Source organism: Streptomyces sp. NPDC049970 (assembly GCF_040660235.1).
In the GTDB taxonomy this organism is placed as follows: domain Bacteria; phylum Actinomycetota; class Actinomycetes; order Streptomycetales; family Streptomycetaceae; genus Streptomyces.
Map to the genome: position 1 here is coordinate 399,936 of NZ_JBFALP010000003.1, position 25,437 is coordinate 425,372.

Sequence of the window (25,437 nt, forward strand, 5' to 3'; positions counted from 1 at the left end):
GGCCGGCCGGGGCACCGCTCCCGCCTGCGGCCCTGCGGCCGGAGTGCGACCCGGTCTAAGGTTTCTGCCGCACAGCATGGCGAGAAAAGGACACAGACACCGTGGACATTCCGGCCCAGGCCACGCCCCATCCGTCGAACGGATGGCCGGCCAACGAGCTCGAAGAGGTGCTCGGCGCCGCACTCGGCATACCCGGCGCGGGGGGCCGGCTCGTCGAGGTGCTCGGCCGCAGTCAGCTCTGGGTGCCGCTTCCGAACGGCGGCGGGCACGGCAGTGCCGAACTCGACCTGCCGACGGTCGACATCGGCGGCGCCGCGTTCGTCCCGGTGTTCAGCTCCGAGGCGCAGTTCCTGTACTGCGTCGGCTCCCACCTCTCCTTCACCGTGGCTCCCGCGCGGGAGTTCGCCCGCGGCCTACCCCCGCAGGTCGGTATCGCGGTCAACCCGGGCGGCGCCGTGGGTGTGCCCCTGCCGCCGCCCGCGGTCGCGGAGCTCTGCCGGGCGGGCCGCACCCCGCTGGACGGTTCCGCGAGCGGGGGCCGGGTCCGGCTCTACGAACCGGACTGGAAGGAGGACCCGGTCGACTTCCTGGCCGCGGTGTCCGCGGAGTTCCAGGCGACCGGCGTGGTCGGCACCGCGCGCCGGGCGCTGGCCAGCATCGAGGGCGACGACCCGGTCCTGTTCGTCGGCGTGGAGTCCACGACCTGGGACGCCGCGGCGCAGAGCGCTCCGCTGGACGCGCTCGGCCGGGCGCTCAGCCGCGTCCAGGTGCCGTGGCCCGTCAACCTCGTCCTCCTCGACGTGGCCCAGGACCCGGTCGGCGACTGGATGCGGGACAAGGTGCGCCCGTTCTACCGGCGCGAGGGGTAGGGAGGAGGGGGATCCCCTCACCATCCGGCGTCAAGCCGGTGTCAGGGGCGGCACATAAGCTGGTTTGATGGCGGGGCCGCCCCGTGGCCCGGAGCGGCGGCACGGCACCGTGAAGCACGCGGACGGCGGAACAGCGGATCGAAGAGGGGCGGGACCCAGGGTGAGTGCGTCAGGCACCGCGGCGGCCGGGCAGATCGAGCACATGCTGCGCCAGGTGACCCCCGGGCGCCTCGACGCGTACGAGGAGTTGCTCAGGTCGCTGGCCGAGGGCCAGGTCTGGATGCTGCTCTGGCACGGCACGGCGGGTTCACCCGACTCGCAGTACGGCAACATGGAGGTCGACGGCCTCGGTTACGCCCCGTGCGTGACCTCCGCCCAGGAGCTCTCGGCGAGCGGCTGGAACAGGGCCCACGAGGTGACGACCGGCCGGGACATCGCCCGCTCCCTCTTCCCGGACCGCTGGGGGATCTGGCTCAACCCGCACGCGCCGGGCGGCGGCCTCGGCATCCCGTGGCTCGACCTGCGCCGCATCGCGACCGGCCTGGACCGTATGCCCGCCGGCCCGCTGAGGCTCTCCGAACCCGCCGTCGAGATCCCGCAGTTCTACGCCCTGCTGTCGCAGAACGCCCACCGCACCCCGGCCGTCCGCGCGCTGCGCCGGGCCTGGGTGCAGCCCGCCCTCGGTGTTCCGTACCTCGCGATCGGGCTCGACCTCTACGACACCGGCCGCCCGTCCGTGGACGCGGTCCGCGCGATGATGCAGCAGTCGATCGGTGTGGTGCCCGACGGTCTGCCCGTCTCCACGGTCTCGATGTCCGACGAGTACGATCCGGTCGCGATGTGGCTCCGCGCCAACTCCCGGCCGTTCTACGACCGCGAGGCACACGCACCGGCACCCGCCGCCACGGGTTACGGCTATCCGCAGGCCCCGCAGGCGTACTGACCCGCGGGCGGGCTGAGGAGGTGCCGGCCGGCACCGTGGCCCTGGGTCGTTCCGTGCGTGGGCAACACCCTTGGGTGCCGCGTCCGTTATGGCGGATTAGCGACCGAGTGTCCGCTCAAGAAGCACGACTGTCCGGATAACGGAAGCCCTCTGACAGCATCACGTTTGAGCAAACATTCCCCGTCAGGTCTGGCGGGTGATCGCAAAGTGGCTGAAGACTCCACACAGCAGGTGTTCCCTGCCCGGCGCACCCCTGGTTCAAACGGGGTCAGTTCGGTGTTGCATGATCACATCTGTCACGTTTTGTTAGAGCCGCTACAGCGGCGGTCACAGGCCGGCCACCGTCGGCCGAGAGGGGTCTTCCACCGCAATGACGGCACCTATCGAGACCACCAGGGCGGATGTGCAGCCCGAAGCGGTGCTGGAAGGCGCCGGGCGCAAGCAGATCGAAGGCCGCTCGCTCGGCAGGATCGCCTGGACCCGCTTCAAGAGGGACAAGGCCGCGATGGCCGGTGGCATCGTTGTCGTGCTGCTGGTCCTCACCGCCCTGCTCTCCAAGCCGCTCCAGTCGCTCCTCGGGCTCGACCCCGACGCCTTCAACCAGGGCCTGGTCGACCCCGTACTGCTGGCGCCCAAGGGGGACTTCGGCGGTATCAGCTGGGACCACCCGCTCGGAGTCGAACCGCAGACCGGCCGCGACATCCTGGCCCGCATCCTCGAGGGCTCCTGGGTCTCCCTGGTGGTCGCCGTCGGCTCCACGCTGCTCTCCGTCGTGATCGGCGTCGTCATGGGTGTCGTCGCCGGGTTCTACGGCGGCTGGGTGGACAGCTTCATCAGCCGGCTGATGGACACCTTCCTGGCGTTCCCGCTGCTGCTCTTCGCGATCTCCATCTCCGCCTCCCTGCAGGGCGAAGCGTTCGGACTCCAAGGGCTCACGCTGCGGATCGCGGTCCTGATCTTCGTGATCGGCTTCTTCAGTTGGCCCTACATCGGCCGCATCGTCCGCGCGCAGACCCTGTCGCTGCGTGAGCGGGAGTTCGTCGAGGCCGCCAGGTCGCTCGGCGCACGCGGCCCGTTCATCCTGTTCCGTGAGCTGCTGCCGAACCTGATCGCGCCGATCCTGGTCTACGCGACCCTGCTGATCCCCACGAACATCCTCTTCGAGGCGTCCCTCAGCTTCCTGGGCGTCGGCATCGCGCCGCCGCAGGCATCCTGGGGCGGAATGCTCACGCAGGCGGTCGACCTCTACGAGGTGGACCCGATGTTCATGGTCATCCCCGGCATGGCGATCTTCATCACCGTGCTGGCCTTCAATCTGCTGGGGGACGGGCTGCGTGACGCACTCGACCCTCGTGGCAAGTAATCGCGGCCCTGCCGCACCGTTCGAACGAGGGGCTTTCCTCAGCATGCGAAACAGAAAGACAGCTTCGGCGATAGCCGTGGCCGTGGCGGTGGCGCTCGGTGCGTCGGCCTGCAGCGGCAGTGACTCGGGCAGTGACGGCGCGGGTGGCGGCGGAAGTGCCAAGGCCGACGCCGGTCTGACGTCGATCGTCAACAAGTCGGACAAGAAGGGGGGGACGGTCACCTACGAGCACTCCAGTGGCCCCGACTCCCTGGACCCGGGCAACACCTACTACGGCTGGGTGCAGAACTTCGCCCGCCTGTACGCCCGCTCGCTGGTGACCTTCAAGCCGGCCGCCGGCAAGGAGAGCCTGGAGATCGTCCCCGACCTCGCCACCGGCCTCGGCAAGGCCAGCGACGGCGCCAAGACCTGGACGTACACGCTCCGCAAGGGCGTGAAGTTCGAGGACGGCACCGAGATCACCTCGAAGGACGTCAAGTACGCCGTCGAGCGCTCCAACTTCGCGCCGGAGGCTCTCTCCAACGGCCCGACGTACTTCAAGAGCTACCTGGAGGGCGGCGACAAGTACAAGGGTCCGTACAAGGACAAGTCGCCCGAGGGCCTCAAGTCCATCGAGACCCCGGACGACTACACGGTCGTCTTCAAGCTGAACAAGCCGTTCGCGGACATGGACTACCTCGCCGCCTTCTCGCAGACCGCTCCGGTCCCGCAGAAGGCCGACAAGGGCGCCAGCTACGTCCAGAAGATGGTCTCCTCGGGGCCGTACAAGTTCTCGGCGTACGACGAGAGCAAGGGCGCGACGCTCGTCCGCAACCCGGAGTGGGACCCGAAGACGGACCCGATCCGCAAGGCTCTGCCCGACAAGATCGAGCTGAAGCTCAACGTCAACCCCACCACGGTCGACGACCACCTGCTCAACGACGTGACCACCGCGGACATCGCCGGTACGGGTCTGCAGTCCAAGACCCAGCCGAAGGTCCTGGTCAAGGCCGCCGAGAAGGCGAAGACGGACAACCCGTACGCCGGCGTGCTGCAGTACATGGCGCTGAACGTCAACGTGAAGCCGTTCGACAACATCGAGTGCCGCAAGGCCGTGCAGTACGCGGTCGACAAGCAGAGCCTGATCGACTCGATCGGTGGCTCGGTCAAGGGCGACCCGGCCAGCACGGTCATCCCGCCGACCGTCGCCGGCTACAAGAAGTTCGACCTGTACCCGTCCGAGGGCAGCAAGGGTGACATCGCCAAGGCGAAGGAGCACCTGACCAAGTGCGGTCAGCCCAAGGGCTTCAAGACCACGCTCACGGCCCGCTCGGACCGTCCTGACGAGATCACCGCCGCCACGCAGCTCCAGGGCAGCCTGAAGGCGATCGGCATCACCGCCGACATCAAGCAGTTCCCGTCCGACAAGTACTTCACGGACTTCGCGGGTGTCCCGGACTGGGTCCACAAGAACAACGCGGGCATGATGATGATGCAGTGGGGTGCCGACTGGCCGACCGGCTTCGGTTTCCTCGACCAGATCGTGAACGGATCGGCCATCAAGCCGTCCGGTGGCACGAACCTGATGGAGCTCGACGACAAGGGCGTCAACGAGGCCCTCGTCAAGGGCATCGGCACGGTGGACACCACGGAGCGCAACGCCGCCTGGGGTGACGTCGACCAGAAGGTCATGGAGAGCGCCTCGCTCGTCCCGCTCATCTACCGCAAGAACCTGCTCTACCGCCCGGACTCCGCGGCGAACGTCACGGTCACGGACGCGTACCTCGGCATGTACGACTACGTGCTGATGACCTCGACCAAGTAACACCTGTTAATCGACGGCATCCCTTGAAAGGCAGGTGAAGGCGCCGGGCCGGCGGGTGGCACCCCGCCCGCCCGCCCGGCGCCGCACGGCTGTGGCTGCGTACATCATTCGACGCGTATTCGCCGCGGTGTTGCTGCTGCTGGTGGTCAGCGCAGTCACGTTCGCGATCTTCTTCCTGGTCCCCCGCCTCGGCGGGCAGACCCTCGACTCGATGGCCGCCCAGTACGTCGGGAAGAGCCCTGACCCCGACGTCATCGCCGCGGTCAAGAAGAACCTGGGGCTCGACCAGCCCCTCTACCTGCAGTACTGGAACTTCATCAAGGGCATTGTCGTCGGCGCCCAGTACCAGTTCGGTCCTGACCCCGTCACCTGCCATGCCCCGTGCTTCGGCTACTCCTTCAAGACCCACACCGAGATCTGGCCGCAGCTCATCGACCGCATCCCGGTCACGCTGTCGCTGGCCGTCGGCGCGGCGGTCATCTGGGTCATCTCGGGTATCGCCACCGGTGTGCTCTCCGCACTGAGGCGGGGCTCGTTCTTCGACCGCCTCTCCATGGGTGTCGCCCTCGCCGGCGTCTCGCTGCCGATGTTCTTCACCGGTCTCGTCGTCCTGGCGCTCTTCGGCAACGGGGAGTACGTACCGTTCACACAGAACCCGGTCGAATGGGCGGGCAGTCTGGTCCTGCCCTGGTGCACGCTGGCCCTGTTGTACTCCGCGCTCTACGCCCGGCTCACCAGGGCCGGAATGCTGGAGACCATGGGCGAGGACTACATCCGGACCGCTCGGGCCAAGGGCCTGAAGGAGCGCAAGGTCGTCGTCAAGCACGGTCTGCGCGCGGCGCTGACCCCGCTGATCACGATCTTCGGCATGGACTTCGCCCTGCTGCTCGGCGGCGCGGTCATCACCGAGAGAGTGTTCTCCTTCCAGGGCCTCGGCGCGTTCGCCATCCAGGGTGTGACCACAGCCGACCTGCCCAAGGTCATGGGCGTGACGCTGGTCGCCGCCTTCTTCATCGTCATCTGCAACCTGCTGGTGGACCTCGTGTACGCCGCGATCGACCCCCGGGTGAGGCTCTCATGAGCGACGTAAGCAAGAAGGACACTCCGGCGCAGGGAACGGTCCCCGCCCCGCGGGACGCGTCCGGCGACGGCAAGGAGTTCCTCTCCGTACGCAACCTCAGCGTCCACTTCGACACCGACGACGGTCTGGTCAAGTCCGTCGACGGCGTCAGCTTCGACCTGAAGGCCGGTCAGACCCTCGGCATCGTGGGCGAGTCCGGCTCGGGCAAGTCCGTGACCTCGCTGGGGATCATGGGTCTGCACACCTCGGACCGCGCCCGGATCGCGGGTGAGATCTGGCTCGACGGAGAAGAGCTGATCTCGGCCGGCGCGGAGCGCGTACGCAGGCTCCGTGGCCAGAAGATGGCGATGATCTTCCAGGACCCGCTGTCGGCCCTGCACCCGTACTACAGCATCGGCGCGCAGATCGTGGAGGCCTACCGCGTCCACAACAAGGTCGACAAGAAGACGGCCAAGAAGCGCGCGATCGAGATGCTCGACCGGGTCGGGATTCCCGAACCGCACCGCCGTTACGAGGACTACCCGCACCAGTTCTCCGGCGGTATGCGCCAGCGCGCCATGATCGCGATGGCCCTGGTCAACAACCCGCAGCTGCTGATCGCCGACGAGCCGACGACGGCCCTGGACGTCACCGTCCAGGCGCAGATCCTCGACCTGATCCGCGACCTGCAGAAGGAGTTCGGCTCCGCGGTCGTCATGATCACCCACGACCTCGGCGTCGTCGCCGAGATCGCGGACAACCTCCTGGTGATGTACGCGGGCCGCTGCATCGAGCGCGGCAGCTCGGAGAAGGTCTTCTACCAGCCCCAGCACCCCTACACCTGGGGGTTGCTCGGCTCCATGCCGCGCATCGACCGGGAGCAGACCGACCGGCTCGTCCCGGTCAAGGGATCGCCGCCCAGCCTCATCAACGTCCCGTCCGGCTGCGCCTTCCACCCGCGCTGCCCGTACGCCGACGTCCCGCCGGACAACATCACCCGCACCGAGCGTCCTGAGCTGCAGCTGATCAGCGACGGGCACTACTCCGCGTGCCACATGTCGCGTGAGCAGCGGGAACAGATCTGGACCGAAGAGATTGCGCCGAAGCTGTGACTGATCTGAACAAGAAGGCTCCCGCGGCTCCCGCGGCCGGGTCGGACGGATCCGGGTCGGAGTCGATCCTCAAGGTCGAGAACCTCGCCAAGCACTTCCCGATCACCAAGGGTGTGCTGAAGCGCAAGGTCGGTGCGGTCCAGGCCGTCGACGGGCTGACCTTCGACGTCCGCCGCGGGGAGACCCTCGGCGTCGTCGGCGAGTCGGGCTGCGGCAAGTCGACCATGGGCAGGCTGGTGACCCGGCTGCTCGAACCGACCGGTGGCAAGGTCGAGTTCCAGGGCCGCGACATCACCCACATGTCCGCGGGCCGGCTGCGGCCCATGCGCCGCGACATCCAGATGATCTTCCAGGACCCCTACGGCTCGCTGAACCCGCGCCACACCGTCGGCGGGATCATCGGCACCCCCTTCAGGCTCCAGGGCGTCAAGCCCGATGGCGGCGTGAAGGCGGAGGTCCAGCGGCTGCTGGAGCTGGTGGGGCTCAACCCGGAGCACTACAACCGCTATCCGCACGAGTTCTCCGGCGGTCAGCGCCAGCGCATCGGCATCGCCCGCGCGCTCGCGCTCAACCCGAAGCTCGTCGTCGCGGACGAGCCGGTCTCCGCACTGGACGTGTCGATCCAGGCCCAGGTCGTCAACCTGCTGGACGACCTCCAGGACGAGCTCGGGCTCACGTACATGATCATCGCGCACGACCTGTCGGTCATCCGCCACGTGTCGGACCGGATCGCGGTCATGTACCTCGGCAAGATCGTCGAGCTCGCGGACCGCGACTCGCTGTACACGGCGCCCATGCACCCGTACACCACGGCCCTGATGTCCGCGGTGCCGGTGCCGGACCCGCGTCGGCGCGGTGCGAAGAGCGACCGCATCCTGCTCAAGGGCGACGTGCCGTCGCCGATCTCGCCGCCGAGCGGTTGCCGGTTCCACACCCGGTGCTGGAAGGCGACGCAGGTCTGCAAGACCACCGAGCCGCCGCTGCTGCAGCTCAAGACCGGGCACCAGGTTGCGTGCCACCACCCGGAGAACGGCGAGGACCAGGCTCCTGGCGACGCGCCGCTCGTCACCGACGTCATCACGGTGAAGTCGGCGGTGGCCACCGAGCCGGTGGCGGCCGTCGAGCCTGGCGCCGTCGAGCCGGTGGCCGGTGCGCCTGCGGAGAGCACGGAGGGGGCGGTCGAGGAGGCTGCCTCCGCCGACACCTCCGACGACGCCGGCAAGGGTTCCGCCGCACCGTCCACCGGTCCGGAGGACAAGCCGAAGGCGTAGTACCGGCACAATTGCCCGGTGCTCAACGAACTCTTCACCCCCTCCGTCCAGCATGCGCTCGACATCGTCGGAATCTTCGTCTTCGCGATCTCGGGCGCCCTGCTCGCCGTACGCAAGAACTTCGATGTCTTCGGCATCGCCGTGCTCGCCGAGGTGACAGCGCTGGGCGGAGGGATTTTCCGTGACGTGATGATCGGAGCGCTGCCCCCTGCGGCCTTCACGGACCTCGGCTACTTCCTGACGCCGCTGATCGCCGCCGCCCTGGTCTTCTTCCTGCATCCGCACGTCGAGCGCATCCAGGTCGGCGTCAACGTCTTCGACGCCGCGGGGCTCGGCCTCTTCTGTGTGGCCGGGACGGTCAAGGCCTACGACTACGGCCTCGGCCTCACCTCGTCCGCCGCCCTGGGTCTGGCCACCGCGGTCGGCGGCGGTGTGCTGCGAGACGTCCTGGCCAACGAGGTCCCCTCGCTGCTGCGCTGGGACCGCGACCTCTACGCCGTGCCCGCGATCGTCGGGGCCGTGATGGTGGTGCTCTGCATCCGTTTCGACGTGCTCAACGCCTACACCAGTGGTATCGCCGTGGTCACCGGGTTCGTCCTGCGCCTGCTGGCCATGCGCTTCCACTGGCGGGCCCCGCGAGCCTGGAACAGGCGCTCGGCCACGGCGGAGGAGGACCCGGCCGTCATCTGACATCTGATCGAAACAAAAAGCTACCGCTCAGTAATACGATCGGTGTACCGTGCATGCCATGGCACAGGCAGCAGCGCAGGAGTCGCGCGCGGTACAGGCGGTACGGGCGACCATCGGTGACAGCGAGTTCGACCGCGACACCGCGGTCACGCTCCGGGAGGAAGGCGTCTACGACGCGGAGCTCTCCGCGGGCTGGACGATCATCCACGCCGTCAACGGCGGTTACCTCCTCGCCATGCTCGGCCGCGCGCTCGGCGACGCGCTCCCGCACTCCGATCCCTTCTCGGTCTCCGCGCACTACCTCACGGCGTCCGTCCCGGGTCCGGCCGTGATCCGCACCCAGGTCGTCCGCACCGGCCGCACGCTCTCCACGGGCCAGGCCTCGCTCTTCCAGTTCGCCGAGGACGGCTCGGAGATCGAGCGCATCCGGGTGCTGGCGACCTACGGCGACCTGGACGCCCTGACCGACGAGATCCGTACGTCGGCCGAGCCGCCCGCGATCCCGCCGCTTGAGCACTGCCTCGGCCCGAGTGACGGTCCGGCGGCGATCCCCGGCAGCTCCGCGATCACCGAACGGCTCGACATCAAGCTGGACCCCGCGACGGTCGGCTGGGCCATCGGCGCGCCCTCGGGCAAGGGGGAGATGCGGGGCTGGTTCGGCCTCGCGGACGGCCGCGACGCCGACCCGTTCTCGCTGCTGCTCACCGTCGACGCGCTGCCGCCGACCTCGTTCGAGCTCGGGCTGAAGGGCTGGACGCCCACCATCGAGCTCACCACCCACATCCGCTGCCGCCCGGCCCCCGGTCCGTTGCGCGTCTCCATCACCACCCGCAACCTCGCGGGCGGGTTCCTGGAGGAGGACGCGGACGTCTGGGACAGTGCCGGTCGCCTCGTGGCCCAGTCCCGTCAGCTGGCGCGGGCCCCGCGCGTCTGAGCCCCCGCGCGTCTGGGCCCGCACGTCTGGGTCCCGCCCGGTTGGTCCGATTCCCGCTCGCCTGACGTGCCCCCGTGTCCGGCGTGTTCCCGCGCGGGACGGCCGGACGTGCGAGGCGACCCGGCGTACGGAGGCGGGTCCTGGTCCGCCTGCCGTGCCGCGAGGGCGGCCCGGTTCTTCGCGGTGCTCACGGTGAGTCCAGCCAGTGGGCCCTGCCGATCGTGACCAGGCGCAGTCGGCGGCGTGCCACCCGGACGACCTCCTGCTCGCCTTCGGGGCCGGCGTCCAGCAGGGCCGACGCGGTGAGCACCATGTGGTCGACGTACAGGCCGCCCAGCATCAGCAGGTCCTCCCTGTCCCAGCCGGCCGACTCGGCTTCCGCGCCGAGGACTTCGGCCACTTCCTCGGCGAACAGGCGCAGTTGGGCGGCGATGGCCTCGCGGACCCGGCCGACACCGCCGTGCTGCTCGCGCGCGATGAACCGGAAGTGCGACGGCTGCGCCGCGACGTGACGTGCTATCAGGTCGACGCTGCGGTCGAGTCGTTCCTCGGTGTCGCCCGTCTTGGCGAGTATCGCGCCGATCATTCCGTGCAGGCTGCCCAGGGTCTCCTCGACCAGTGCGACGCCGAGCGCCGCCGTGCCGTCGAAGTGGCGGTAGAAGGCGGTCGGTGCCACACCCACGCCCCGGGTCACCTCGCGCAGACCCAAGCTGCTCAGGCTCTGGTGCTCCAGCAGCGCGAGTGCCGCGTCGAGCAGTGCCTGACGTGTTTTCAGCTTCTGGGCCTGACGGATTCCGGTGGTGTGACTCATGCCATTCAGTAAACAACCGTTCTCCGATGCGGGGAAGGGGGTGGAGGGTCTAGACTCCATAGTCAGTGAACAGTCGTACTCTCAAAGTTCGCAGAAAGGCCCGGACATGTTCGTCCTCGTCGCCGCCCTGCTCCTGCTGGGGGTTGTCCTCGGAGCGGTCGCCCACCTTCCGCTTCCCCTGACTCTGGCCGCCGCGGCCGTGATCGGCCTCTGGCTGGCGGTCTTCGGTGTCCGTGAACGCCTCACCCGCCGTACCCGCTGACGAAGGAGCAAGCACCATGACACTCACGACCCCGCGTGCCCATCTGTCCGCCGGTGCCCGGTCGGGCGAGGCACCTGCCGGCGACGCCGCCCGGTCCGGCGCCGGATCAGCGGGCGCCTCCGCCGGTGGCAGCCCGTCCGTCGGAGCCCCCTCCGCCGGCGGGTCCTCCGCCCCTGCCCGCAAGCCTTCCCGCGAGGCCGACGGGCTGGCCGTGGCCTCCTTCGTGCTCGGCCTCCTCGGCCTGCTGGTGATGAACATCCTGCTCGGGCCGGTTGCCATCGTCATGGCACTCATCGCCCTCGCCCGTTCCACCACCCGACGCGGGCGGGCCCTGCTGGGACTGGGTCTCGGTATCGCCGACCTGGTCGTCCTCGCCGTCGTCGTCACCGCGAACGGAACCGTCTCCTGGAGCCTCGCGGGCTGACGGGCTCATGCGCTGACGCCGGCCGGGCGGGCAGAGCGGCTTCGGCGGGGACGGTCCCGGACGGTCGTACGAGCGCCTCCCGGCGCGGTGCGGGCGCCCGCACCGCGGCGTACCGGAGTGCCGGCAGCCACGGTCCGGAGGGCCCGTGCCGACCGTGAGGCCATGCGCCCGGCACGCGTCCCGCCGGGGGCTCGTAGAATCGGATCCACCATGGCCTACCTCGACCACGCCGCGACCACGCCGATGCTGCCGGAGGCGATCGCGGCGATGACCGCGCAGCTCGCCGTCACCGGCAACGCGTCCTCACTGCACGCCGCCGGGCGCCGTGCCCGCCGTACCGTCGAGGAGTCCAGAGAGACCCTCGCCGACGCGCTCGGCGCACGCCCGAGCGAGGTGGTCCTCACCTCCGGCGGCACCGAGGCCGACAACCTCGCCGTGAAGGGCCTCTACTGGGCCCGCCGCGACGCCGACCCCCGGCGTACCCGTGTCCTCGCCAGCCCGGTGGAGCACCACGCCGTGCTCGACGCCGTGGACTGGCTCGCCGAGCACGAGGGCGCCACCGTCGAATACCTGCCGGTGGACGGCTACGGACGCGTGCACCCCGACGCGCTGCGCGAGGCGCTCGCACGCGATCCCGACGACGTCGCCATGATCACCGTGATGTGGGCCAACAACGAGATCGGCACCGTCATGCCGATACGTGAACTCACCGACGTCGCGAACGAGTTCGGCGTCCCCATGCACGCCGACGCGGTGCAGGCCTTCGGCCAGCTGGAGCTCGGCTTCGCCCGTTCCGGGCTGGCGGCGATGACCGTCAGCGCGCACAAGATCGGCGGGCCGTTCGGTATCGGCGCCCTGCTGCTCGGCCGCGACCAGACGCCCGTGCCCGTCCTGCACGGGGGCGGCCAGGAGCGGCACGTGCGCTCCGGAACGCTCGACGTGCCCGCAGTGGCGGCGTTCGCCGTCGCCGGACGGCACGCGGCCGACGGGCGCGAGACGTTCGCCCGTGAGATCGGCGCCCTCCGGGACGAGCTGGCGGCCGCCGTGCTGAAGGCGGTCCCCGACGCCCTCCTCGGCGGCGACCCGGCTCCGGGCGGCCGGCTGCCCGCCAACGCCCACTTCACCTTCCCCGGATGCGAGGGCGACTCCCTCCTCCTGCTGCTCGACGCCCAGGGCATCGAGTGCTCCACCGGCTCCGCGTGCACCGCGGGCATCGCCCAGCCCAGCCATGTGCTGCTGGCCACGGGCACCGATCCCGGGCTGGCGCGCGGCACCCTGCGCTTCTCGTTCGGACACACCTCCACCCGCCGGGACGTCGAGGAGGTCGCACGCGCGATCGGCCCGGCGGTCGACCGGGCCAGGACGGCAGGACTCAGCTGAGGGCCGTCCCGCGGCAGCGGGCGGCCCGCACGGCCGTGAGGACCCCCGCGGCAGGGCTCAGCCTGCCTTCGGCCCCGCGGTGGAGGCCGCGCGCACCAGCTTCATGTAGCGGGTCCAGTCCCAGTGCGGGCCGGGGTCCGTGTGGTCGGCGCCGGGCACCTCGACGTGCCCGATGACGTGCTCGCGGTCCATCGGGATGCCGTACCGCTTGCATATCGCGGCCGTCAGACGCGCGGAGGACTCGTACATCGCCGCGGTGAAGTCCTGCGGGCGGTCCACGAAGCCCTCGTGCTCGATGCCGACGCTGCGCTCGTTGAACGAGCGGTTGCCGGCGTGGTACGCCACGTCCAGCTCGCGGATCATCTGCGTCACCCGGCCGTCCTGCCCGACGATGTAGTGCGTCGCCGCCTGGTGCGCCGGATCCTGGAAGACCTTCACCGCACTGGCGAAACTGCCCTGGGTGACATGGACGATCACCCGGTCCACGCCGTAGTCGTCGGGGCGGTCCGCGCGCCGCCAGTTCCCCTCGGAGGCCGCGACCCACGTGGCCGGGGCGTAGTCGAGCTCGCCGGCCTTGCGGGGCTTCTCGACCCCCGGCACCCGCCACCACACGCGCCGGACGTCGTCCACGGCCAGAGCGGCCGTGCCCGCCGCCGCGACACCGCCGCCGATGAGCAGCGTCCGTCGACTGATGCCGTGACCAGGGCCTTTCCCCGGCGACCCGGCACTACCGTTGTTCCCCATGTGCTCCTCAACGCATATCCGCGAGCATTCGGTTCCCGGCGCCCCGTACTCTTGGGAAGCTATGACTCAGACCTCCCCGCGCCCCCTCCGTGTGCTCGCCGCCATGTCGGGCGGCGTCGACTCCGCCGTCGCCGCGGCCCGTGCCGCCGAGGCAGGCCACGACGTGACCGGTGTGCACCTCGCCCTCTCCGCGAACCCGCAGTCCTTCCGTACGGGCGCGCGCGGCTGCTGCACCATCGAGGACTCCCGGGACGCCCGCCGCGCGGCGGACGTCATCGGCATCCCGTTCTACGTCTGGGATCTGGCGGAACGCTTCCGCGAGGACGTGGTCGACGACTTCGTCGCGGAGTACGAGGCGGGACGCACGCCCAACCCCTGCCTGCGCTGCAACGAGAAGATCAAGTTCGCCGCGCTGCTCGACAAGGCGCTGGCCCTCGGCTTCGACGCGGTCTGCACCGGCCACTACGCCACCGTCGTACTGAACGAGGACGGCACCCGGGAGATGCACCGCGCGTCGGACATGGCCAAGGACCAGAGCTACGTCCTCGGAGTCCTGGACGAGAAGCAGCTCGCCCACGCCATGTTCCCGCTCGGCGACACCCTGACCACCAAGGACGAGATCCGGGCCGAGGCCGAGCGCCGGGGGCTCGCCGTGGCCAAGAAGCCCGACAGCCACGACATCTGCTTCATCGCCGACGGCGACACCCAGGGTTTCCTGGCCGGGCGCCTCGGCGGTCCGGCCGAGGGCGCCATCCTCGACGAGTCGGGTACGAAGGTCGGTACCCACGAGGGCGCCTTCGGCTTCACCATCGGCCAGCGCAAGGGACTGCGCATCGGCCACCCCGCCCCCGACGGCAAGCCCCGCTACGTCCTGGACATCTCGCCGGTGGACAACACGGTGACCGTCGGCCCGGCCGAGGCCCTGGACGTCACCGCGCTCACCGCGATCAGGCCCCGCTGGTGCGGAACGGCTCCTGCGGGCCCCGGTACGTACACCGCCCAGCTCCGCGCCCACGGCGGCGAGACCGAGGTGACGGCGGAGCTGACCGGCGGAACGCTCCACGTGGCGTTCACCGAGCCGGTCCGGGGCGTGGCCCCCGGCCAGGCGGTCGTGCTGTACGACGGGACGCGCGTCGTCGGATCGGCGACCATCGCGACGACGGTGCGGCGCGAGAGGGCCGCGGCGGCCGGCTGAGGACGTCCGGGCCGGCCGGGTCGCTCCCCTGCGGCGACCCGGCCGGGTCCGTGCCCCGCCGAGACCGGCCGGGGCGCCCCCGCGAGGGCGTCCCGTCAGGACGCCGCGCGCAGGAACGAGCTGCGGGCGAAGAAGTCCGCCAGGACAGGTGCGAGCACGTGCGGTGCCGGTTCGCCGGTCTGGCCCGTCAGGGTGCGGTGCCGGGCCCGGGGGACGGCCGACGCGAGGGCCAGCGACGTCCCCCGGGCCTGGGCGGTGCTGAAACCCCCGGTCATCACCAGGGTGCGCGCGGTGACGGACGCGAAGCGTGCGCAGGGCACCGAGCCGTCGCCCAGCAGTGCGTCGTCGTACGCGAGGGTGTGGGCCACGGCTTCGAGGCCCGGCCACATCGGCGCGCGGCGCATCCGGGCGATCGTCTCCTCCGGGACGCCGGTCCGGGTCAGGTGCAGCTCGACGGCACCGGTCCGGTCACCCCTGGCCAGCAGCCGGTGCAGCAGCGCCGTCCAGCGCGATTTGTGCAGCAGGCCGTCGGAACCCGGTGTGTAGGGCGGTTCGTAGACCGCGAGCAGGTCCACCGGCAGTCCCGCGGCGTGCGCCTCCAGGGCCAGGGCCCCGCCCGAAAGCATGCCGAAGAGCGAGACACGCCCGCCCGCCGCGGCCGTCACCGCCGCCAGGTCGTCGATCTCGCGGCGGACCGTGTACGGCCCGCCGTCGCCGCTGGCCCCGCGGCCCCGGCGGTCGTACGTGACGACCGTGAAACGCGGCGCCAGCAGAGCCGCCAGCGGCTCCTCGTCGGCCGCGGTGCCCAGAGCCCCGCCGACCAGGACCACCGGCGGCCCGTCGCCGCGGCGGCGATACGCGATCGACGTGCCGTCACGGGAGAGAGTCTTGTCCATGCGAGGGTGGACTGCCGCCCCCGCCGGAACTCATCGCCGTTGCGGAGAAATCTTTCTGACGGTCAGTCGGAGACGATTTCCGTGGCGTGGAAGCAGAAGTGGTCCTTGATCGAAGCGACTTGGTCGATCGGCTCCGGGTAGGCCCATACGAGGTCCGCCGCGCCCGGCACCGACCAGTAGGACGCGTCCCCCTTGAACGGGCAGTGGGTGCCGGTGCCGGACGCGGTCAGCAGCTCGGTGCGGACGTCCTCGGGCGGGAGGTAGTAGCGGACGGGGCAGCCCGTCTCGCGCAGGACCAGCGGGCGACGGCTCTCGGCGAGCACCTGCCCGTCGTGCACGGCGCGCACGTGCACGGCGGCGGGTTCGACGGTGATGGTGTGGCCGGTGGTGGAAGTCATATGTGCTTCAGCGGTCCGGGAGGCCGGTTTCTTCCCGTGTCCGGGACCGGTCGTACGGTGGCTCCATGAACATCTGCGTCTTCCTCTCCGCCGCCGACCTCGACGACCGCTACACCGCGCCCGCCCGCGAGTTCGCGGAACTGCTGGGCAGGGGAGGGCACACGCTGGTCTGGGGAGGCTCGGAGAGCGGGCTGATGAAGGTGGTGGCCGACGGCGTCCAGGAGGCCGGCGGGCGGCTCGTCGGGGTGTCGGTGGACTTCCTGGCGGCGAAGGCGCGGACGAACGCCGACGAGATGGTGATCGCCGGGGACCTGGCCGAGCGCAAGGCGCTGCTCCTGGAGAAGGCCGACGCCGTCGTGATCATGGTCGGCGGAACCGGCACGCTCGACGAGGCGACCGAGATCCTCGAACTGAAGAAGCACGGCAAGCACACCAAGCCCGTGGTCCTGCTCAACACCGCCGGGTTCTACGACGGTCTGCGCCAGCAGTTCCAGCGCATGGAGGACGAGGGCTTCCTTCCCCTTCCCCTCACCGGCCTGGTGTTCTTCGCGAAGGACGCGGTCGGTGCGCTCGCCTACCTGGAGGAGTCGGCCGGCCTGCGGTGACCGGGGGCCCGGCACCTGGAGGCCGGTCCGCCCGCGGTGGTGCGAGCATGAGGGCATGCCTACTCACCTCATCACCGGCGCCGGCTCCGGTATCGGCGCGGCCGTCGCCCGCCGGCTCCTCGAACGCGGCGACGAGCTCGTGCTGGTCGCCCGGGACGCGGGGCGCGCCAAGGAACTGGCCGCGCTCCACCCCGGTGCCCGCACCCTCGTCGGCGACCTCGGCAACCCCGACCGGCTCTCCTGGGCCTTCGGCCAGCAGACGATGCCCGACCGCCTCGACTCGCTGCTCCACGTCGCGGGTGTCGTCGAGCTCGGCCCGATCGGTGAACTCACCCCGAAGGCATGGCACTTCCAGCTCAACGCCAACCTGATCGCCCCCGCCGAACTCACCCGTCTGCTGCTGCCCCAGCTGCGCGTCGCCCAGGGGCACGTCCTCTTCGTGAACTCCGGGGCCGGGCTCGCGGCACACGCCGAGTGGGGCGCGTACGCCGCGAGCAAGCACGGCCTCAAGGCGCTCGCCGACTCGCTGCGCCACGAGGAGCACGGCGCCGGTGTCAGGGTCACCTCCGTCTACCCGGGCCGCACCGCGAGCCCCATGCAGGTCAAGGTCCACCAGCAGGAGGGCAAGGAGTACGACGCCTCCCGGTGGATCGACCCCGAGTCGGTGGCCACCACCATCCTGACGGCACTCGACCTGCCGCGGGACGCCGAGGTCAACGACCTGACGGTCCGCCCCGGCCGCTGAGAGCCGGTCCGCCGGGCCCGTAGGCTTTCCGCGTGAGCGAGAAGAGCGGGTTCAGCGCGAGTGCAGCCACCGGGATCGGTTCCATGCCGGGGGGAGACGCCCGGGAGGCGGCCAGGACCGTCACCGGGTCCTTCGCGGACGGCCAGGGCGTGCCCTACCTGGCGGAGCTGCCCGCGCGGGGCCCCGGCGCCGACATGACCGGCCGTACCGTCGGCCTGCTCGCGGAGATGTACGGCCATGTCGAGCCCAGCGGCTGGCGGATCAGTGACCGGCCCGGCCGCGACACGCGCCGCGCCCGTTCCTGGCTGGGCGAGGACCTCGACGCCCTGGAGGAGTTCACCCAGGGATACGAGGGGCTCCTCAAGGTCCAGGCCGTCGGGCCCTGGACCCTCGCGGCCGGACTTGAGCTGCGCGGCGGAGAGGCCATGCTGGGCGACCCGGGGGCATGCCGTGACCTGGCGGGATCCCTGGGCGAGGGCCTGCGTTCCCACCTGGCCGAGGTGCGGCGCAGGGTGCCCGGCGCCGAGGTGGTGCTCCAGCTCGACGAACCTTCCCTGACCGCCGTACTGCTGGGACGGGTGAGGTCGGCGAGCGGATACCGCACCTACCGCGCGGTGGACCGCCAGGTCGTCGAGGACGCGCTCCGTGAGCTGCTCGCCGTGAACGGCGAGGCGCCCACCGTCGTCCACACGTGCGCCCCCGAGGTGCCCTTCGCGCTGCTGCGCCGTGCCGGAGCCGGTGCGGTCTCCTTCGACTTCTCGCTGCTCACCGAGCGTGAGGAGGAGGCGATCGGGGAGGCCGTCGAGGGCGGTACCCAGCTCTTCCTCGGCGTGGTTCCCGGTCTCGACGGCGCCTCGACCGCATTGTCGGACCCTGGCGGTAGCGTCAAGGAGGTCAGGACGTTGTGGAGCAGGCTGGGGCTGAATCCGGGGACTCTCGCCGAGTCCGTCGTGATCACCCCGTCCTGCGGGCTCGCCGGGGCGTCGCCCGCTTACGCGCGCGCCGCGCTCGCCCACTGCGCCCGGGCCGCGAAGTCGCTCGCAGACAACCCTGAGTAAGGGCATCGGGTCAACGGGGTAACGGGAGGTACGGACGATGGCCGGCGAACAGCAGGCGCAGCAGCTGACCGGTGTGCCGGCGGAGGTCCTGGAGCGTCACGCGCTCCTCGCCGAGCAGATCGAGGACCACCGCTTCCGGTACTACGTGAAGGACCAGCCGGTCGTCAGCGACGCGGAGTTCGACCGGCTGATGCGTGAGCTGGAGGCAGTCGAGGGCGAGCACCCGGCGCTGCGCACACCGGACTCACCGACCCAGAAGGTCGCCGGCCCGTACACCACGGACTTCACCTCCGTCGAGCACCGCGAGCGCCTGCTCTCCCTGGACAACGCCTTCGACGACGCGGAGCTCGCGGCCTGGGCCGAGCGCGTCGCCAAGGACGTCGGCAGCGGCGGCTACCACTTCCTCTGCGAGCTCAAGGTGGACGGCCTCGCGGTCAACCTCACCTACGAGCACGGCAGGCTGACCCGCGCGGCGACCCGCGGCGACGGCCGCACGGGCGAGGACATCACCCCCAACGTCCGTACGATCGCCGAGATCCCGCACCGCCTCGAAGGCGACCGGGTGCCCGCGCTCGTCGAGGTCCGCGGCGAGGTCTTCTTCCCCATGGAGGCCTTCGAGGGGCTCAACGCCCGGCTGGTGGAAGCCGGTGACAAGCCCTTCGCCAACCCCCGCAACGCCGCCGCCGGATCACTGCGCCAGAAGGACCCCAAGGTCACCGCCACCCGCCCGCTGCACATGGTGGTGCACGGGATCGGCGCCCGCGACGGCTTCGGCATCGACCGGCTCTCGCAGGCGTACGACCTGCTGAGGGACTGGGGCCTGCCGACCGCCCGGCACAACAAGGTCGTCGGATCGCTCGACGAGGCGAAGGAGTTCATCGCCTACTTCGGGGCGAACCGCCAGTCCGTCGAGCACGAGATCGACGGCGTCGTCATCAAGCTCGACGAGATCCCGCTCCAGGGCAGGCTCGGCTCCACCTCGCGCGCGCCCCGCTGGGCGATCGCCTGGAAGTACGCCCCGCAGGAGGTCAACACCAAGCTGGTCAACATCCGGGTCGGCGTCGGACGTACCGGAAGGGTCACGCCGTACGCCCAGGTGGAGCCCGTCGAGGTCGCCGGATCAGAGGTCGAGTTCGCCACCCTGCACAACCAGAACGTGGTGAAGGCCAAGGGCGTCCTCATCGGCGACACGGTGGTGCTGCGCAAGGCCGGTGACGTCATCCCGGAGATCCTCGGTCCGGTCGTCGACCTGCGCGACGGCGGCGAGCGGGAGTTCGTCATGCCGTCCGAATGCCCGGAGTGCGGCACGCCGCTACGCCCGATGAAGGAGGGCGACATCGACCTCCGCTGCCCCAACGCCCGCTCCTGCCCGGCCCAGTTGAGGGAGCGGCTGGCCTATCTCGCGGGCCGCAAGTGCCTGGACATCGACCACTTCGGCTATGTCTCCGCGGCAGCCCTGACGCGACCGCTGGAGCCCGCCGAGCCCCCGCTGCTCGACGAGGGCGACCTCTTCGGACTGACGGTGGAGCAGCTGCTGCCGATCCGGGCGTACGTCCTGGACGCCGACAGCGGACTGCCCAAGCGCGACCCGAGGACGGGCGAGGAGAAGACCGCCACGGTCTTCGCCAACCAGCAGGGCGAGCCGAGGAAGAACGCCCTGGCCATGCTGGAGGGCATCGCGGCGGCCAGGGAAGCCCCCCTCGCCCGGATCCTCACCGGGCTCTCGATCCGCCACGTGGGACCGGTGGCCGCCGTGGAGCTGGCCCGTCAGTTCCGTTCGGTCGACCGCATCGACGAGGCGTCCGAGGAGGAGCTCGCCGCAGCGGACGGGGTCGGACCGATCATCGCCGCCTCGGTGAAGCAGTGGTTCGCCGAGGACTGGCACCGCGAGATCCTGCGCAAGTGGCGCGAGGCCGGCGTCCGGATGGAGGACGAGGGAGCGGGCGCCGACGAGGGGCCGCGCCCTCTGGAAGGGCTCACCGTCGTGGTCACCGGCACGCTGGCCACGCACACCAGGGACGGCGCGAAGGACGCGCTCCAGAGCCGCGGGGCCAAGGTGACCGGCTCCGTGTCGAAGAAGACCTCCTTCGTCGTGGTGGGCGACAACCCCGGGTCGAAGCACGACAAGGCGGTGCAGCTGAAGGTTCCCGTCCTCGACGAGGCGGGCTTCGCGGTCCTCCTCGAACAGGGCCCGGACGCCGCCCGGGAGGCCGCGGTCCCCGCTGCCGAGGCCTGATCGAGGCGCGATCGAGACACCGGTGACGCGTGACCGGCGCCGAGCGGGGAATCAAGCGGGCGGGAGAGGACCGCGGGAGCCGGGCCGACCCGACCGCACCACCCGTTCGGCGCATACCCGACAGTGCGCGGCGCAAGGTCCGCATTCGGGCAAGACCTGCGGAGCGCTGCCCGCGCGGGCCCTCGGCGGCCTACTGTTGAACGAGCACCTGCCGTGCCCGGCCGCGTGGTGGGAATCGGGTCGTGGTGGCATGGGAGCGGGGGCCACCGCGGGACATCGGCACCGCCGGCTGTGAGAGGGACGGAATGAAACCGACCGAGAGCGCCGCGCCGGTGTCGCGGCTGCAAGGTTTCGTGGGCCTCACGTCGAAAGTGGGCGTGATGGTCATGGCGGTCGCCGGTTTACAGCTCGCGACCGGGTTCTACCGAACGGTCCGCGACGGACACGCGCTGTTCCCCGACGGCACCGCGGGATGGTCGCTCGCGCTGCTCACCGGAATCGTCGTAGGCCACCTGGTCGCCCTCGGGCGCGACCGCTGGTGGGGCGGCACCGGCTCCGGCGCCGCCCTCACGCTGGCCGTGCTGCTGCTCTACGGCTGGGTGTCCGCCGGGCTGGTCAGCCTCGTCGTCGTCGTACTCGTCGGCATGGCCAGGCGCCATCGCTGGCGGCAGGGACTGCTACAGGGTGCGGTGGACATCCTCGGCGTGGGAGGCGCCGCGCTCGTCCTGTCGGCGTTCGGTGAGGTGCCGACCGTGGAGACGCCCTGGCGGCCACTGTACTGGGGTGTCACCGCGGTGCCCGAGGTGCTGCTCGCCGCCGCCGTCTACCTCCTCGTCACCCGCGTCCTGCTCTGGTACGCCCGCGCCTCCCAGACCGGCGGACTGCCGACCATCGCCCGCACCGCGCTGCTGCGCCAGGGGCTCGTCGCGGTCGCCCTGCTCGGGATCGCACCGCTGATCTGTGTGGTGGCATGGGCCATGCCGGTGCTGCTGCCCCTCTTCGCGGTGCCGCTGATCGCCCTGGACTCCACCCTGTGGATCGCCCGTGCGCGCGCCGAGGAGCAGCTGAGGGACCCCCTGACCGGCCTGCCCAACCGCCAGTGGCTGCTGGAACGGACCTGGACGGCGCTGGAGGAGGCCGGAAGCACCGGCACCAGGGCCGCCCTCGTCCTGATCGACCTCGACCGCTTCCGGGCGGTCAACGACACCCTCGGCCACCTCGCCGGGGACCGTCTGCTGCTCCAGATAGCCGAGCGGCTGCGGCTGGCCCTGCCACGCGGTGCCGAGGCCGCTCGGCTCGGCGGTGACGAGTTCGCCGTACTGCTGCCGACGGCGGACTCGACAACCAGCGCCCAGCGGATCGCCCGGCATCTCGCCGCCGAGCTCTCCTCCCCCCTCGACCTCGACGGACTCACGCTGGTGCTGGAGGCCAGCGCCGGCGTCGCGGTGTACCCCGATCACGCGCTCGACGCCGAGGGCCTCCTCAGACGGGCGGACGTGGCCATGTACCAGGCCAAGCGGGACCGCACGGGTGTCGAGGTCTACGAGTCCAAGCGGGACAGCAACACCCCGGACCGGCTGGGCCTGCTGGGCGACCTGCGCCGCGCCCTGGACGCCAAGGAGGTGGAACTCCACTACCAGCCGAAGGTCCGCTTCGACGGGCAGGTCGCCGGCCTCGAAGCGCTCGTGCGCTGGGTGCACCCGGATCGCGGGCGGGTCCCCCCGGACGAGTTCATCGCGATCGCGGAGTCCTCCGGGCTGATGCCCCACCTGACCGAGTACGTGCTGGAGACGGCGCTGGCCCAGGTGGCCCGTTGGCGTGCGCAGGGCCTGTTCGTCCCCGTCGCGGTCAACGTGTCGCCGCGCGACGTCCACACCCCCGGCTTCGCAGGCAGCGTCGCGGCCCGGCTGGCGCGGCACGGGGTCCCGGCAGGCGCCCTGCAGCTGGAGATAACGGAACACGTCCTGCTGGAGGACCCGCAGCGGGCCGCCGACACCCTGGCGGGACTGACCGGGCACGGGGTGAAGATGTCCCTGGACGACTTCGGCACCGGTTACTCCTCCCTCGTCCACCTTCGGAAACTGCCGGTCAGCGAGCTCAAGATCGACCGGTCGTTCGTGGCTCGGCTGGCCGTGGACCACGAGGACGCGGAGATCGTCCGCTGCACCATCGACCTGGCCCACTCGCTCGGGCTGATCGTCGTCGCCGAGGGAGTGGAGGACGACGAGACCTGGGAGCGGCTGCGTGACCTGCACTGCGACGCGGTGCAGGGCTGGCTCGTCGCCGCGGCCATGCCGCCGCAGGAGGCGACGGCATGGCTCCTGGCCCGGGGCGAGCACGGGTGGCGGCGCCCTTCGGAGCTGGAGGCCGCGGCACCGGCGGCGGTGGCGCCCGAGCCGGCGCCCAGGTCTGCGGGGCGGGCACTCAATCCCGGCCCCGCCACCGCCTGAGGAACGGCACGGGCGGTGGCGGTTCCTCCCCTTTGTCTCCAATTGGAGACCGGGCTCGATCGGCCCGCCGCGGACGTGCCCGGCGACCCCATAGGATTGGGCCGAAAACCACACACCGAACCCTGAGGATCGCTGCATGCCTGGCATCACGCGCGAGGAGGTCGCCCACCTCGCCCGGCTGGCGCGTCTGGAGCTGAAGGGCGAAGAGCTCGAGCACTTCGCCGGTCAGCTCGACGACATCATCGGCGCGGTCGCCCGCGTCTCCGAGGTCGCCGACCAAGACGTACCGCCGACCTCCCACCCGCTGCCGCTGACCAACGTCATGCGCGCGGACGAGGTCCGTCCGTCGCTCACCACCGAGCAGGCGCTCTCCGGAGCACCGGCCCAGGAGCAGCAGCGTTTCAAGGTGCCGCAGATCCTGGGGGAGGACTAAAAGCCATGACGGACTCCAGCACCATCATCAAGCTCACCGCTGCCGAGATCGCGGCGAGGATCGCCTCTGGCGAGCTGACGGCCGTCGAGGTCACCGAGGCCCACCTGGCCCGGATCGACGCCATCGACGAGAAGGTCCACGCCTTCCTGCACATCGACCGCGAGGGCGCGCTGGCCCAGGCCCGTGCCGTGGACGCCAAGCGTGAGGCGGGCGAGAAGCTCGGCCCGCTGGCCGGTGTCCCGCTCGCGCTCAAGGACATCTTCACCACGCGGGACATGCCGACCACCGTCGGCTCGAAGATCCTCGAGGGCTGGGTCCCGCCGTACGACGCGACCCTCACCAGGAAGCTGAAGGCGGCCGACGTCGTCATCCTCGGCAAGACCAACATGGACGAGTTCGCCATGGGGTCCTCCACCGAGAACAGCGCCTACGGCCCGACCGGGAACCCCTGGGACCTCACCAGGATCCCGGGCGGCTCCGGCGGCGGTTCCTCCGCCGCGCTGGCCTCCTTCGAGGCGCCGCTCGCCATCGGCACGGACACCGGCGGCTCCATCCGCCAGCCCGCCTCCGTGACCGGCACCGTCGGAGTCAAGCCCACCTACGGCGGCGTCTCGCGCTACGGCATGGTCGCCTTCTCGTCCTCCCTGGACCAGGGGGGCCCCTGCGCCCGTACGGTCCTGGACGCGGCGCTCCTGCACGAGGTCATCGGCGGGCACGACCCGCTCGACTCCACGTCCATCGACGCCCCGGTCCCGCCGGTCGTCGAGGCCGCGCGCAACGGCTCGGTGCAGGGCATGCGCGTCGGTGTCGTCAAGCAGTTCGCGGGCGAGGGCTACCAGGCCGGAGTCGTGCAGCGGTTCGAGGAGTCCGTCGAGCTGCTCCGGTCCCTCGGCGCCACGGTCGTCGAGCTGGACTGCCCGTCCTTCGACCTCGCCCTCTCGGCGTACTACCTGATCGCGCCGTCCGAGTGCTCCTCGAACCTGGCCCGCTTCGACGCCATGCGCTACGGCCTGCGGGTCGGCGACGACGGCACGCGCTCCGCCGAGGACGTCACCGCGCTCACCCGCGAGGCGGGCTTCGGCGACGAGGTCAAGCGCCGCATCATCCTCGGTACGTACGCGCTCAGCTCCGGCTACTACGACGCGTACTACGGCTCTGCCCAGAAGGTCCGTACCCTCATCACCCAGGACTTCGAGAAGGCGTTCGAGCAGGTGGACGTCATCGTCTCGCCGACGACGCCCACCACCGCCTTCCCGATCGGCGAGCGCGCCGACGACCCGATGGCGATGTACCTCGCCGACCTGTGCACCATTCCGACCAACCTCGCCGGCAACTCCGCCATGTCGCTGCCCTGCGGCCTGGCCCCGGAGGACGGCCTGCCGGTCGGTCTGCAGATCATCGCCCCCGCCATGAAGGACGACCGGCTGTACAAGGTCGGAGCCGCCGTCGAGGCCGCTTTCGTGGAAAAGTGGGGGCACCCGCTGCTTGAGGAGGCTCCGTCACTATGAGCGCAATGGCTAAGAAGGCCAAGAACTTCAAGAAGTCCAAGTCCGGCGTCTACGTGTCCCTGGGCACCACCGCCTTCGGCGCGCTCAGCGTCGTGAAGCAGGCGAGGATGGCCCGCCAGGACAGCGACACGCTGCGTCTGATCGACGCAGCCGTCTCGGCCGCAGCGATCGTCACCGGTCTGGCGATCCTCTACCGCGAACTCAAGCGTCTCGGCGACGACGACGTCCTGCTGGGCTGAGAGGGAA

At 70.7% G+C, this 25,437-nt stretch carries 25 protein-coding genes; 21 read left to right on the forward strand and 4 right to left on the reverse strand.

The genetic code is table 11. The annotated features are described in order from the left end of the window. Positions 1 to 101 precede the first annotated feature (101 nt). The 9 genes from AB0I83_RS08055 to AB0I83_RS08095 all read left to right on the forward strand — a co-directional run bounded on the left by AB0I83_RS08055 (position 102) and on the right by AB0I83_RS08095 (position 10,046). Positions 102 to 869 (forward strand): enhanced serine sensitivity protein SseB, encoded by a 768-nt coding sequence (locus AB0I83_RS08055; protein ID WP_363304006.1) that lies wholly within the window; start codon positions 102 to 104, stop codon positions 867 to 869. A 160-nt stretch (positions 870 to 1,029) separates the two neighbouring features. Continuing rightward, on the forward strand, positions 1,030 to 1,812 hold the full coding sequence (locus tag AB0I83_RS08060; RefSeq protein WP_356531027.1) for an enhanced serine sensitivity protein SseB C-terminal domain-containing protein: 783 nt from the start codon (positions 1,030 to 1,032) through the stop codon (positions 1,810 to 1,812). Positions 1,813 to 2,182: 370 nt separating this feature from the next. Further along, positions 2,183 to 3,175, forward strand: coding sequence for an ABC transporter permease (locus tag AB0I83_RS08065; RefSeq protein WP_356531029.1), 993 nt, complete (start codon positions 2,183 to 2,185; stop codon positions 3,173 to 3,175). Between the two features lie 43 nt (positions 3,176 to 3,218). Continuing rightward, a complete protein-coding gene (locus AB0I83_RS08070; RefSeq protein WP_363304007.1) occupies positions 3,219 to 4,979 on the forward strand; it encodes an ABC transporter substrate-binding protein in 1,761 nt (586 codons plus the stop codon). A 91-nt stretch (positions 4,980 to 5,070) separates the two neighbouring features. After that, the gene (locus AB0I83_RS08075; protein WP_363304008.1) at positions 5,071 to 6,060 is read left to right on the forward strand and encodes an ABC transporter permease; all 990 of its coding nucleotides are present in this window, start codon (positions 5,071 to 5,073) and stop codon (positions 6,058 to 6,060) included. Beyond that, entirely contained in the window at positions 6,057 to 7,151 is a 1,095-nt protein-coding gene (locus AB0I83_RS08080) for an ABC transporter ATP-binding protein (RefSeq protein WP_363304009.1), read from the forward strand. Before AB0I83_RS08075 ends, AB0I83_RS08080 begins: the two co-directional genes overlap by 4 nt. Beyond that, the gene (locus tag AB0I83_RS08085) at positions 7,148 to 8,422 is read left to right on the forward strand and encodes a dipeptide ABC transporter ATP-binding protein (protein WP_363304010.1); all 1,275 of its coding nucleotides are present in this window, start codon (positions 7,148 to 7,150) and stop codon (positions 8,420 to 8,422) included. The genes AB0I83_RS08080 and AB0I83_RS08085 overlap by 4 nt, the downstream gene beginning before the upstream one ends. 18 nt (positions 8,423 to 8,440) lie before the next feature. Further along, positions 8,441 to 9,112 (forward strand): trimeric intracellular cation channel family protein, encoded by a 672-nt coding sequence (locus AB0I83_RS08090; protein WP_356531036.1) that lies wholly within the window; start codon positions 8,441 to 8,443, stop codon positions 9,110 to 9,112. Positions 9,113 to 9,170: 58 nt separating this feature from the next. Beyond that, complete coding sequence (locus tag AB0I83_RS08095; protein WP_363304012.1) at positions 9,171 to 10,046, forward strand: thioesterase family protein; 876 nt, start codon at positions 9,171 to 9,173, stop codon at positions 10,044 to 10,046. A 187-nt stretch (positions 10,047 to 10,233) separates the two neighbouring features. Here the strand turns inward: AB0I83_RS08095 and AB0I83_RS08100 are convergent, their stop codons facing one another. Beyond that, complete coding sequence (locus AB0I83_RS08100) at positions 10,234 to 10,857, reverse strand: TetR family transcriptional regulator (RefSeq protein ID WP_363304013.1); 624 nt, start codon at positions 10,855 to 10,857, stop codon at positions 10,234 to 10,236. 106 nt (positions 10,858 to 10,963) lie between these two features. Here AB0I83_RS08100 and AB0I83_RS08105 point away from each other — a divergent pair, with 106 nt between their 5' ends. The 3 genes from AB0I83_RS08105 (at position 10,964) to AB0I83_RS08115 (ending at position 12,923) form a co-directional block, all read left to right on the forward strand. Next, a complete protein-coding gene (locus AB0I83_RS08105; protein ID WP_356531040.1) occupies positions 10,964 to 11,119 on the forward strand; it encodes a hypothetical protein in 156 nt (51 codons plus the stop codon). A gap of 16 nt (positions 11,120 to 11,135) precedes the next feature. Continuing rightward, complete coding sequence (locus tag AB0I83_RS08110) at positions 11,136 to 11,543, forward strand: DUF4190 domain-containing protein (RefSeq protein ID WP_363304014.1); 408 nt, start codon at positions 11,136 to 11,138, stop codon at positions 11,541 to 11,543. A 210-nt stretch (positions 11,544 to 11,753) separates the two neighbouring features. Then, complete coding sequence (locus AB0I83_RS08115) at positions 11,754 to 12,923, forward strand: cysteine desulfurase family protein (RefSeq protein WP_356531042.1); 1,170 nt, start codon at positions 11,754 to 11,756, stop codon at positions 12,921 to 12,923. 57 nt (positions 12,924 to 12,980) lie between these two features. Here AB0I83_RS08115 and AB0I83_RS08120 read toward each other — a convergent pair whose 3' ends face one another. Continuing rightward, positions 12,981 to 13,667: a peptidoglycan recognition family protein gene (locus tag AB0I83_RS08120; RefSeq protein ID WP_363304016.1), complete on the reverse strand. Its 687-nt coding sequence runs from the start codon at positions 13,665 to 13,667 to the stop codon at positions 12,981 to 12,983. A gap of 61 nt (positions 13,668 to 13,728) precedes the next feature. Here AB0I83_RS08120 and mnmA point away from each other — a divergent pair, with 61 nt between their 5' ends. Then, positions 13,729 to 14,862, forward strand: a complete 1,134-nt coding sequence (gene mnmA / locus AB0I83_RS08125; protein ID WP_363304017.1) for a tRNA 2-thiouridine(34) synthase MnmA — start codon at positions 13,729 to 13,731, stop codon at positions 14,860 to 14,862. Positions 14,863 to 14,957: 95 nt separating this feature from the next. On the opposite strand, the gene AB0I83_RS08130 is transcribed toward mnmA, so the two are convergent. Together AB0I83_RS08130 and AB0I83_RS08135 are read right to left on the reverse strand one after the other, a co-directional pair. Next, complete coding sequence (locus tag AB0I83_RS08130; RefSeq protein ID WP_363304018.1) at positions 14,958 to 15,758, reverse strand: alpha/beta fold hydrolase; 801 nt, start codon at positions 15,756 to 15,758, stop codon at positions 14,958 to 14,960. 62 nt (positions 15,759 to 15,820) lie between these two features. Beyond that, positions 15,821 to 16,156, reverse strand: coding sequence for a DUF427 domain-containing protein (locus AB0I83_RS08135; RefSeq protein ID WP_363304019.1), 336 nt, complete (start codon positions 16,154 to 16,156; stop codon positions 15,821 to 15,823). A 65-nt stretch (positions 16,157 to 16,221) separates the two neighbouring features. Here AB0I83_RS08135 and AB0I83_RS08140 point away from each other — a divergent pair, with 65 nt between their 5' ends. From AB0I83_RS08140 to AB0I83_RS08175, 8 genes are all read left to right on the forward strand, one after another. Then, positions 16,222 to 16,761, forward strand: coding sequence for a TIGR00730 family Rossman fold protein (locus AB0I83_RS08140; protein ID WP_363304020.1), 540 nt, complete (start codon positions 16,222 to 16,224; stop codon positions 16,759 to 16,761). Positions 16,762 to 16,816: 55 nt separating this feature from the next. Continuing rightward, positions 16,817 to 17,506 (forward strand): SDR family oxidoreductase, encoded by a 690-nt coding sequence (locus AB0I83_RS08145; protein WP_356839673.1) that lies wholly within the window; start codon positions 16,817 to 16,819, stop codon positions 17,504 to 17,506. A 32-nt stretch (positions 17,507 to 17,538) separates the two neighbouring features. Continuing rightward, positions 17,539 to 18,564: a methionine synthase gene (locus AB0I83_RS08150; RefSeq protein WP_363304021.1), complete on the forward strand. Its 1,026-nt coding sequence runs from the start codon at positions 17,539 to 17,541 to the stop codon at positions 18,562 to 18,564. 37 nt (positions 18,565 to 18,601) lie between these two features. Further along, positions 18,602 to 20,800, forward strand: coding sequence for an NAD-dependent DNA ligase LigA (gene ligA / locus AB0I83_RS08155; protein WP_363304023.1), 2,199 nt, complete (start codon positions 18,602 to 18,604; stop codon positions 20,798 to 20,800). A 380-nt stretch (positions 20,801 to 21,180) separates the two neighbouring features. Beyond that, complete coding sequence (locus AB0I83_RS08160) at positions 21,181 to 23,250, forward strand: bifunctional diguanylate cyclase/phosphodiesterase (RefSeq protein WP_363304094.1); 2,070 nt, start codon at positions 21,181 to 21,183, stop codon at positions 23,248 to 23,250. 136 nt (positions 23,251 to 23,386) lie between these two features. Further along, positions 23,387 to 23,683, forward strand: a complete 297-nt coding sequence (gene gatC / locus AB0I83_RS08165; RefSeq protein ID WP_356531055.1) for an Asp-tRNA(Asn)/Glu-tRNA(Gln) amidotransferase subunit GatC — start codon at positions 23,387 to 23,389, stop codon at positions 23,681 to 23,683. A gap of 5 nt (positions 23,684 to 23,688) precedes the next feature. Next, entirely contained in the window at positions 23,689 to 25,191 is a 1,503-nt protein-coding gene (gatA, locus tag AB0I83_RS08170; protein WP_356531056.1) for an Asp-tRNA(Asn)/Glu-tRNA(Gln) amidotransferase subunit GatA, read from the forward strand. Then, the gene (locus AB0I83_RS08175) at positions 25,188 to 25,430 is read left to right on the forward strand and encodes a hypothetical protein (protein ID WP_056794577.1); all 243 of its coding nucleotides are present in this window, start codon (positions 25,188 to 25,190) and stop codon (positions 25,428 to 25,430) included. The genes gatA and AB0I83_RS08175 overlap by 4 nt, the downstream gene beginning before the upstream one ends. Positions 25,431 to 25,437: the final 7 nt, after the last annotated feature.

Bases quoted from the DNA above. Each gene is read 5' to 3' on its own strand.
- AB0I83_RS08065 (WP_356531029.1), top strand. From the start codon at position 2,183: ATGACGGCACCTATCGAGACCACCAGGGCGGATGTGCAGCCCGAAGCG.
- AB0I83_RS08070 (WP_363304007.1), top strand. From the start codon at position 3,219: ATGCGAAACAGAAAGACAGCTTCGGCGATAGCCGTGGCCGTGGCGGTG.
- AB0I83_RS08080 (WP_363304009.1), top strand. From the start codon at position 6,057: ATGAGCGACGTAAGCAAGAAGGACACTCCGGCGCAGGGAACGGTCCCC.
- AB0I83_RS08095 (WP_363304012.1), top strand. From the start codon at position 9,171: ATGGCACAGGCAGCAGCGCAGGAGTCGCGCGCGGTACAGGCGGTACGG.
- AB0I83_RS08100 (WP_363304013.1), bottom strand. From the start codon at position 10,857: ATGAGTCACACCACCGGAATCCGTCAGGCCCAGAAGCTGAAAACACGT.
- AB0I83_RS08105 (WP_356531040.1), top strand. From the start codon at position 10,964: ATGTTCGTCCTCGTCGCCGCCCTGCTCCTGCTGGGGGTTGTCCTCGGA.
- AB0I83_RS08110 (WP_363304014.1), top strand. From the start codon at position 11,136: ATGACACTCACGACCCCGCGTGCCCATCTGTCCGCCGGTGCCCGGTCG.
- AB0I83_RS08115 (WP_356531042.1), top strand. From the start codon at position 11,754: ATGGCCTACCTCGACCACGCCGCGACCACGCCGATGCTGCCGGAGGCG.
- AB0I83_RS08120 (WP_363304016.1), bottom strand. From the start codon at position 13,667: ATGGGGAACAACGGTAGTGCCGGGTCGCCGGGGAAAGGCCCTGGTCAC.
- mnmA (WP_363304017.1), top strand. From the start codon at position 13,729: ATGACTCAGACCTCCCCGCGCCCCCTCCGTGTGCTCGCCGCCATGTCG.
- AB0I83_RS08130 (WP_363304018.1), bottom strand. From the start codon at position 15,758: ATGGACAAGACTCTCTCCCGTGACGGCACGTCGATCGCGTATCGCCGC.
- AB0I83_RS08135 (WP_363304019.1), bottom strand. From the start codon at position 16,156: ATGACTTCCACCACCGGCCACACCATCACCGTCGAACCCGCCGCCGTG.
- AB0I83_RS08140 (WP_363304020.1), top strand. From the start codon at position 16,222: ATGAACATCTGCGTCTTCCTCTCCGCCGCCGACCTCGACGACCGCTAC.
- AB0I83_RS08145 (WP_356839673.1), top strand. From the start codon at position 16,817: ATGCCTACTCACCTCATCACCGGCGCCGGCTCCGGTATCGGCGCGGCC.
- ligA (WP_363304023.1), top strand. From the start codon at position 18,602: ATGGCCGGCGAACAGCAGGCGCAGCAGCTGACCGGTGTGCCGGCGGAG.
- AB0I83_RS08160 (WP_363304094.1), top strand. From the start codon at position 21,181: ATGGTCATGGCGGTCGCCGGTTTACAGCTCGCGACCGGGTTCTACCGA.
- gatC (WP_356531055.1), top strand. From the start codon at position 23,387: ATGCCTGGCATCACGCGCGAGGAGGTCGCCCACCTCGCCCGGCTGGCG.
- gatA (WP_356531056.1), top strand. From the start codon at position 23,689: ATGACGGACTCCAGCACCATCATCAAGCTCACCGCTGCCGAGATCGCG.
- AB0I83_RS08175 (WP_056794577.1), top strand. From the start codon at position 25,188: ATGAGCGCAATGGCTAAGAAGGCCAAGAACTTCAAGAAGTCCAAGTCC.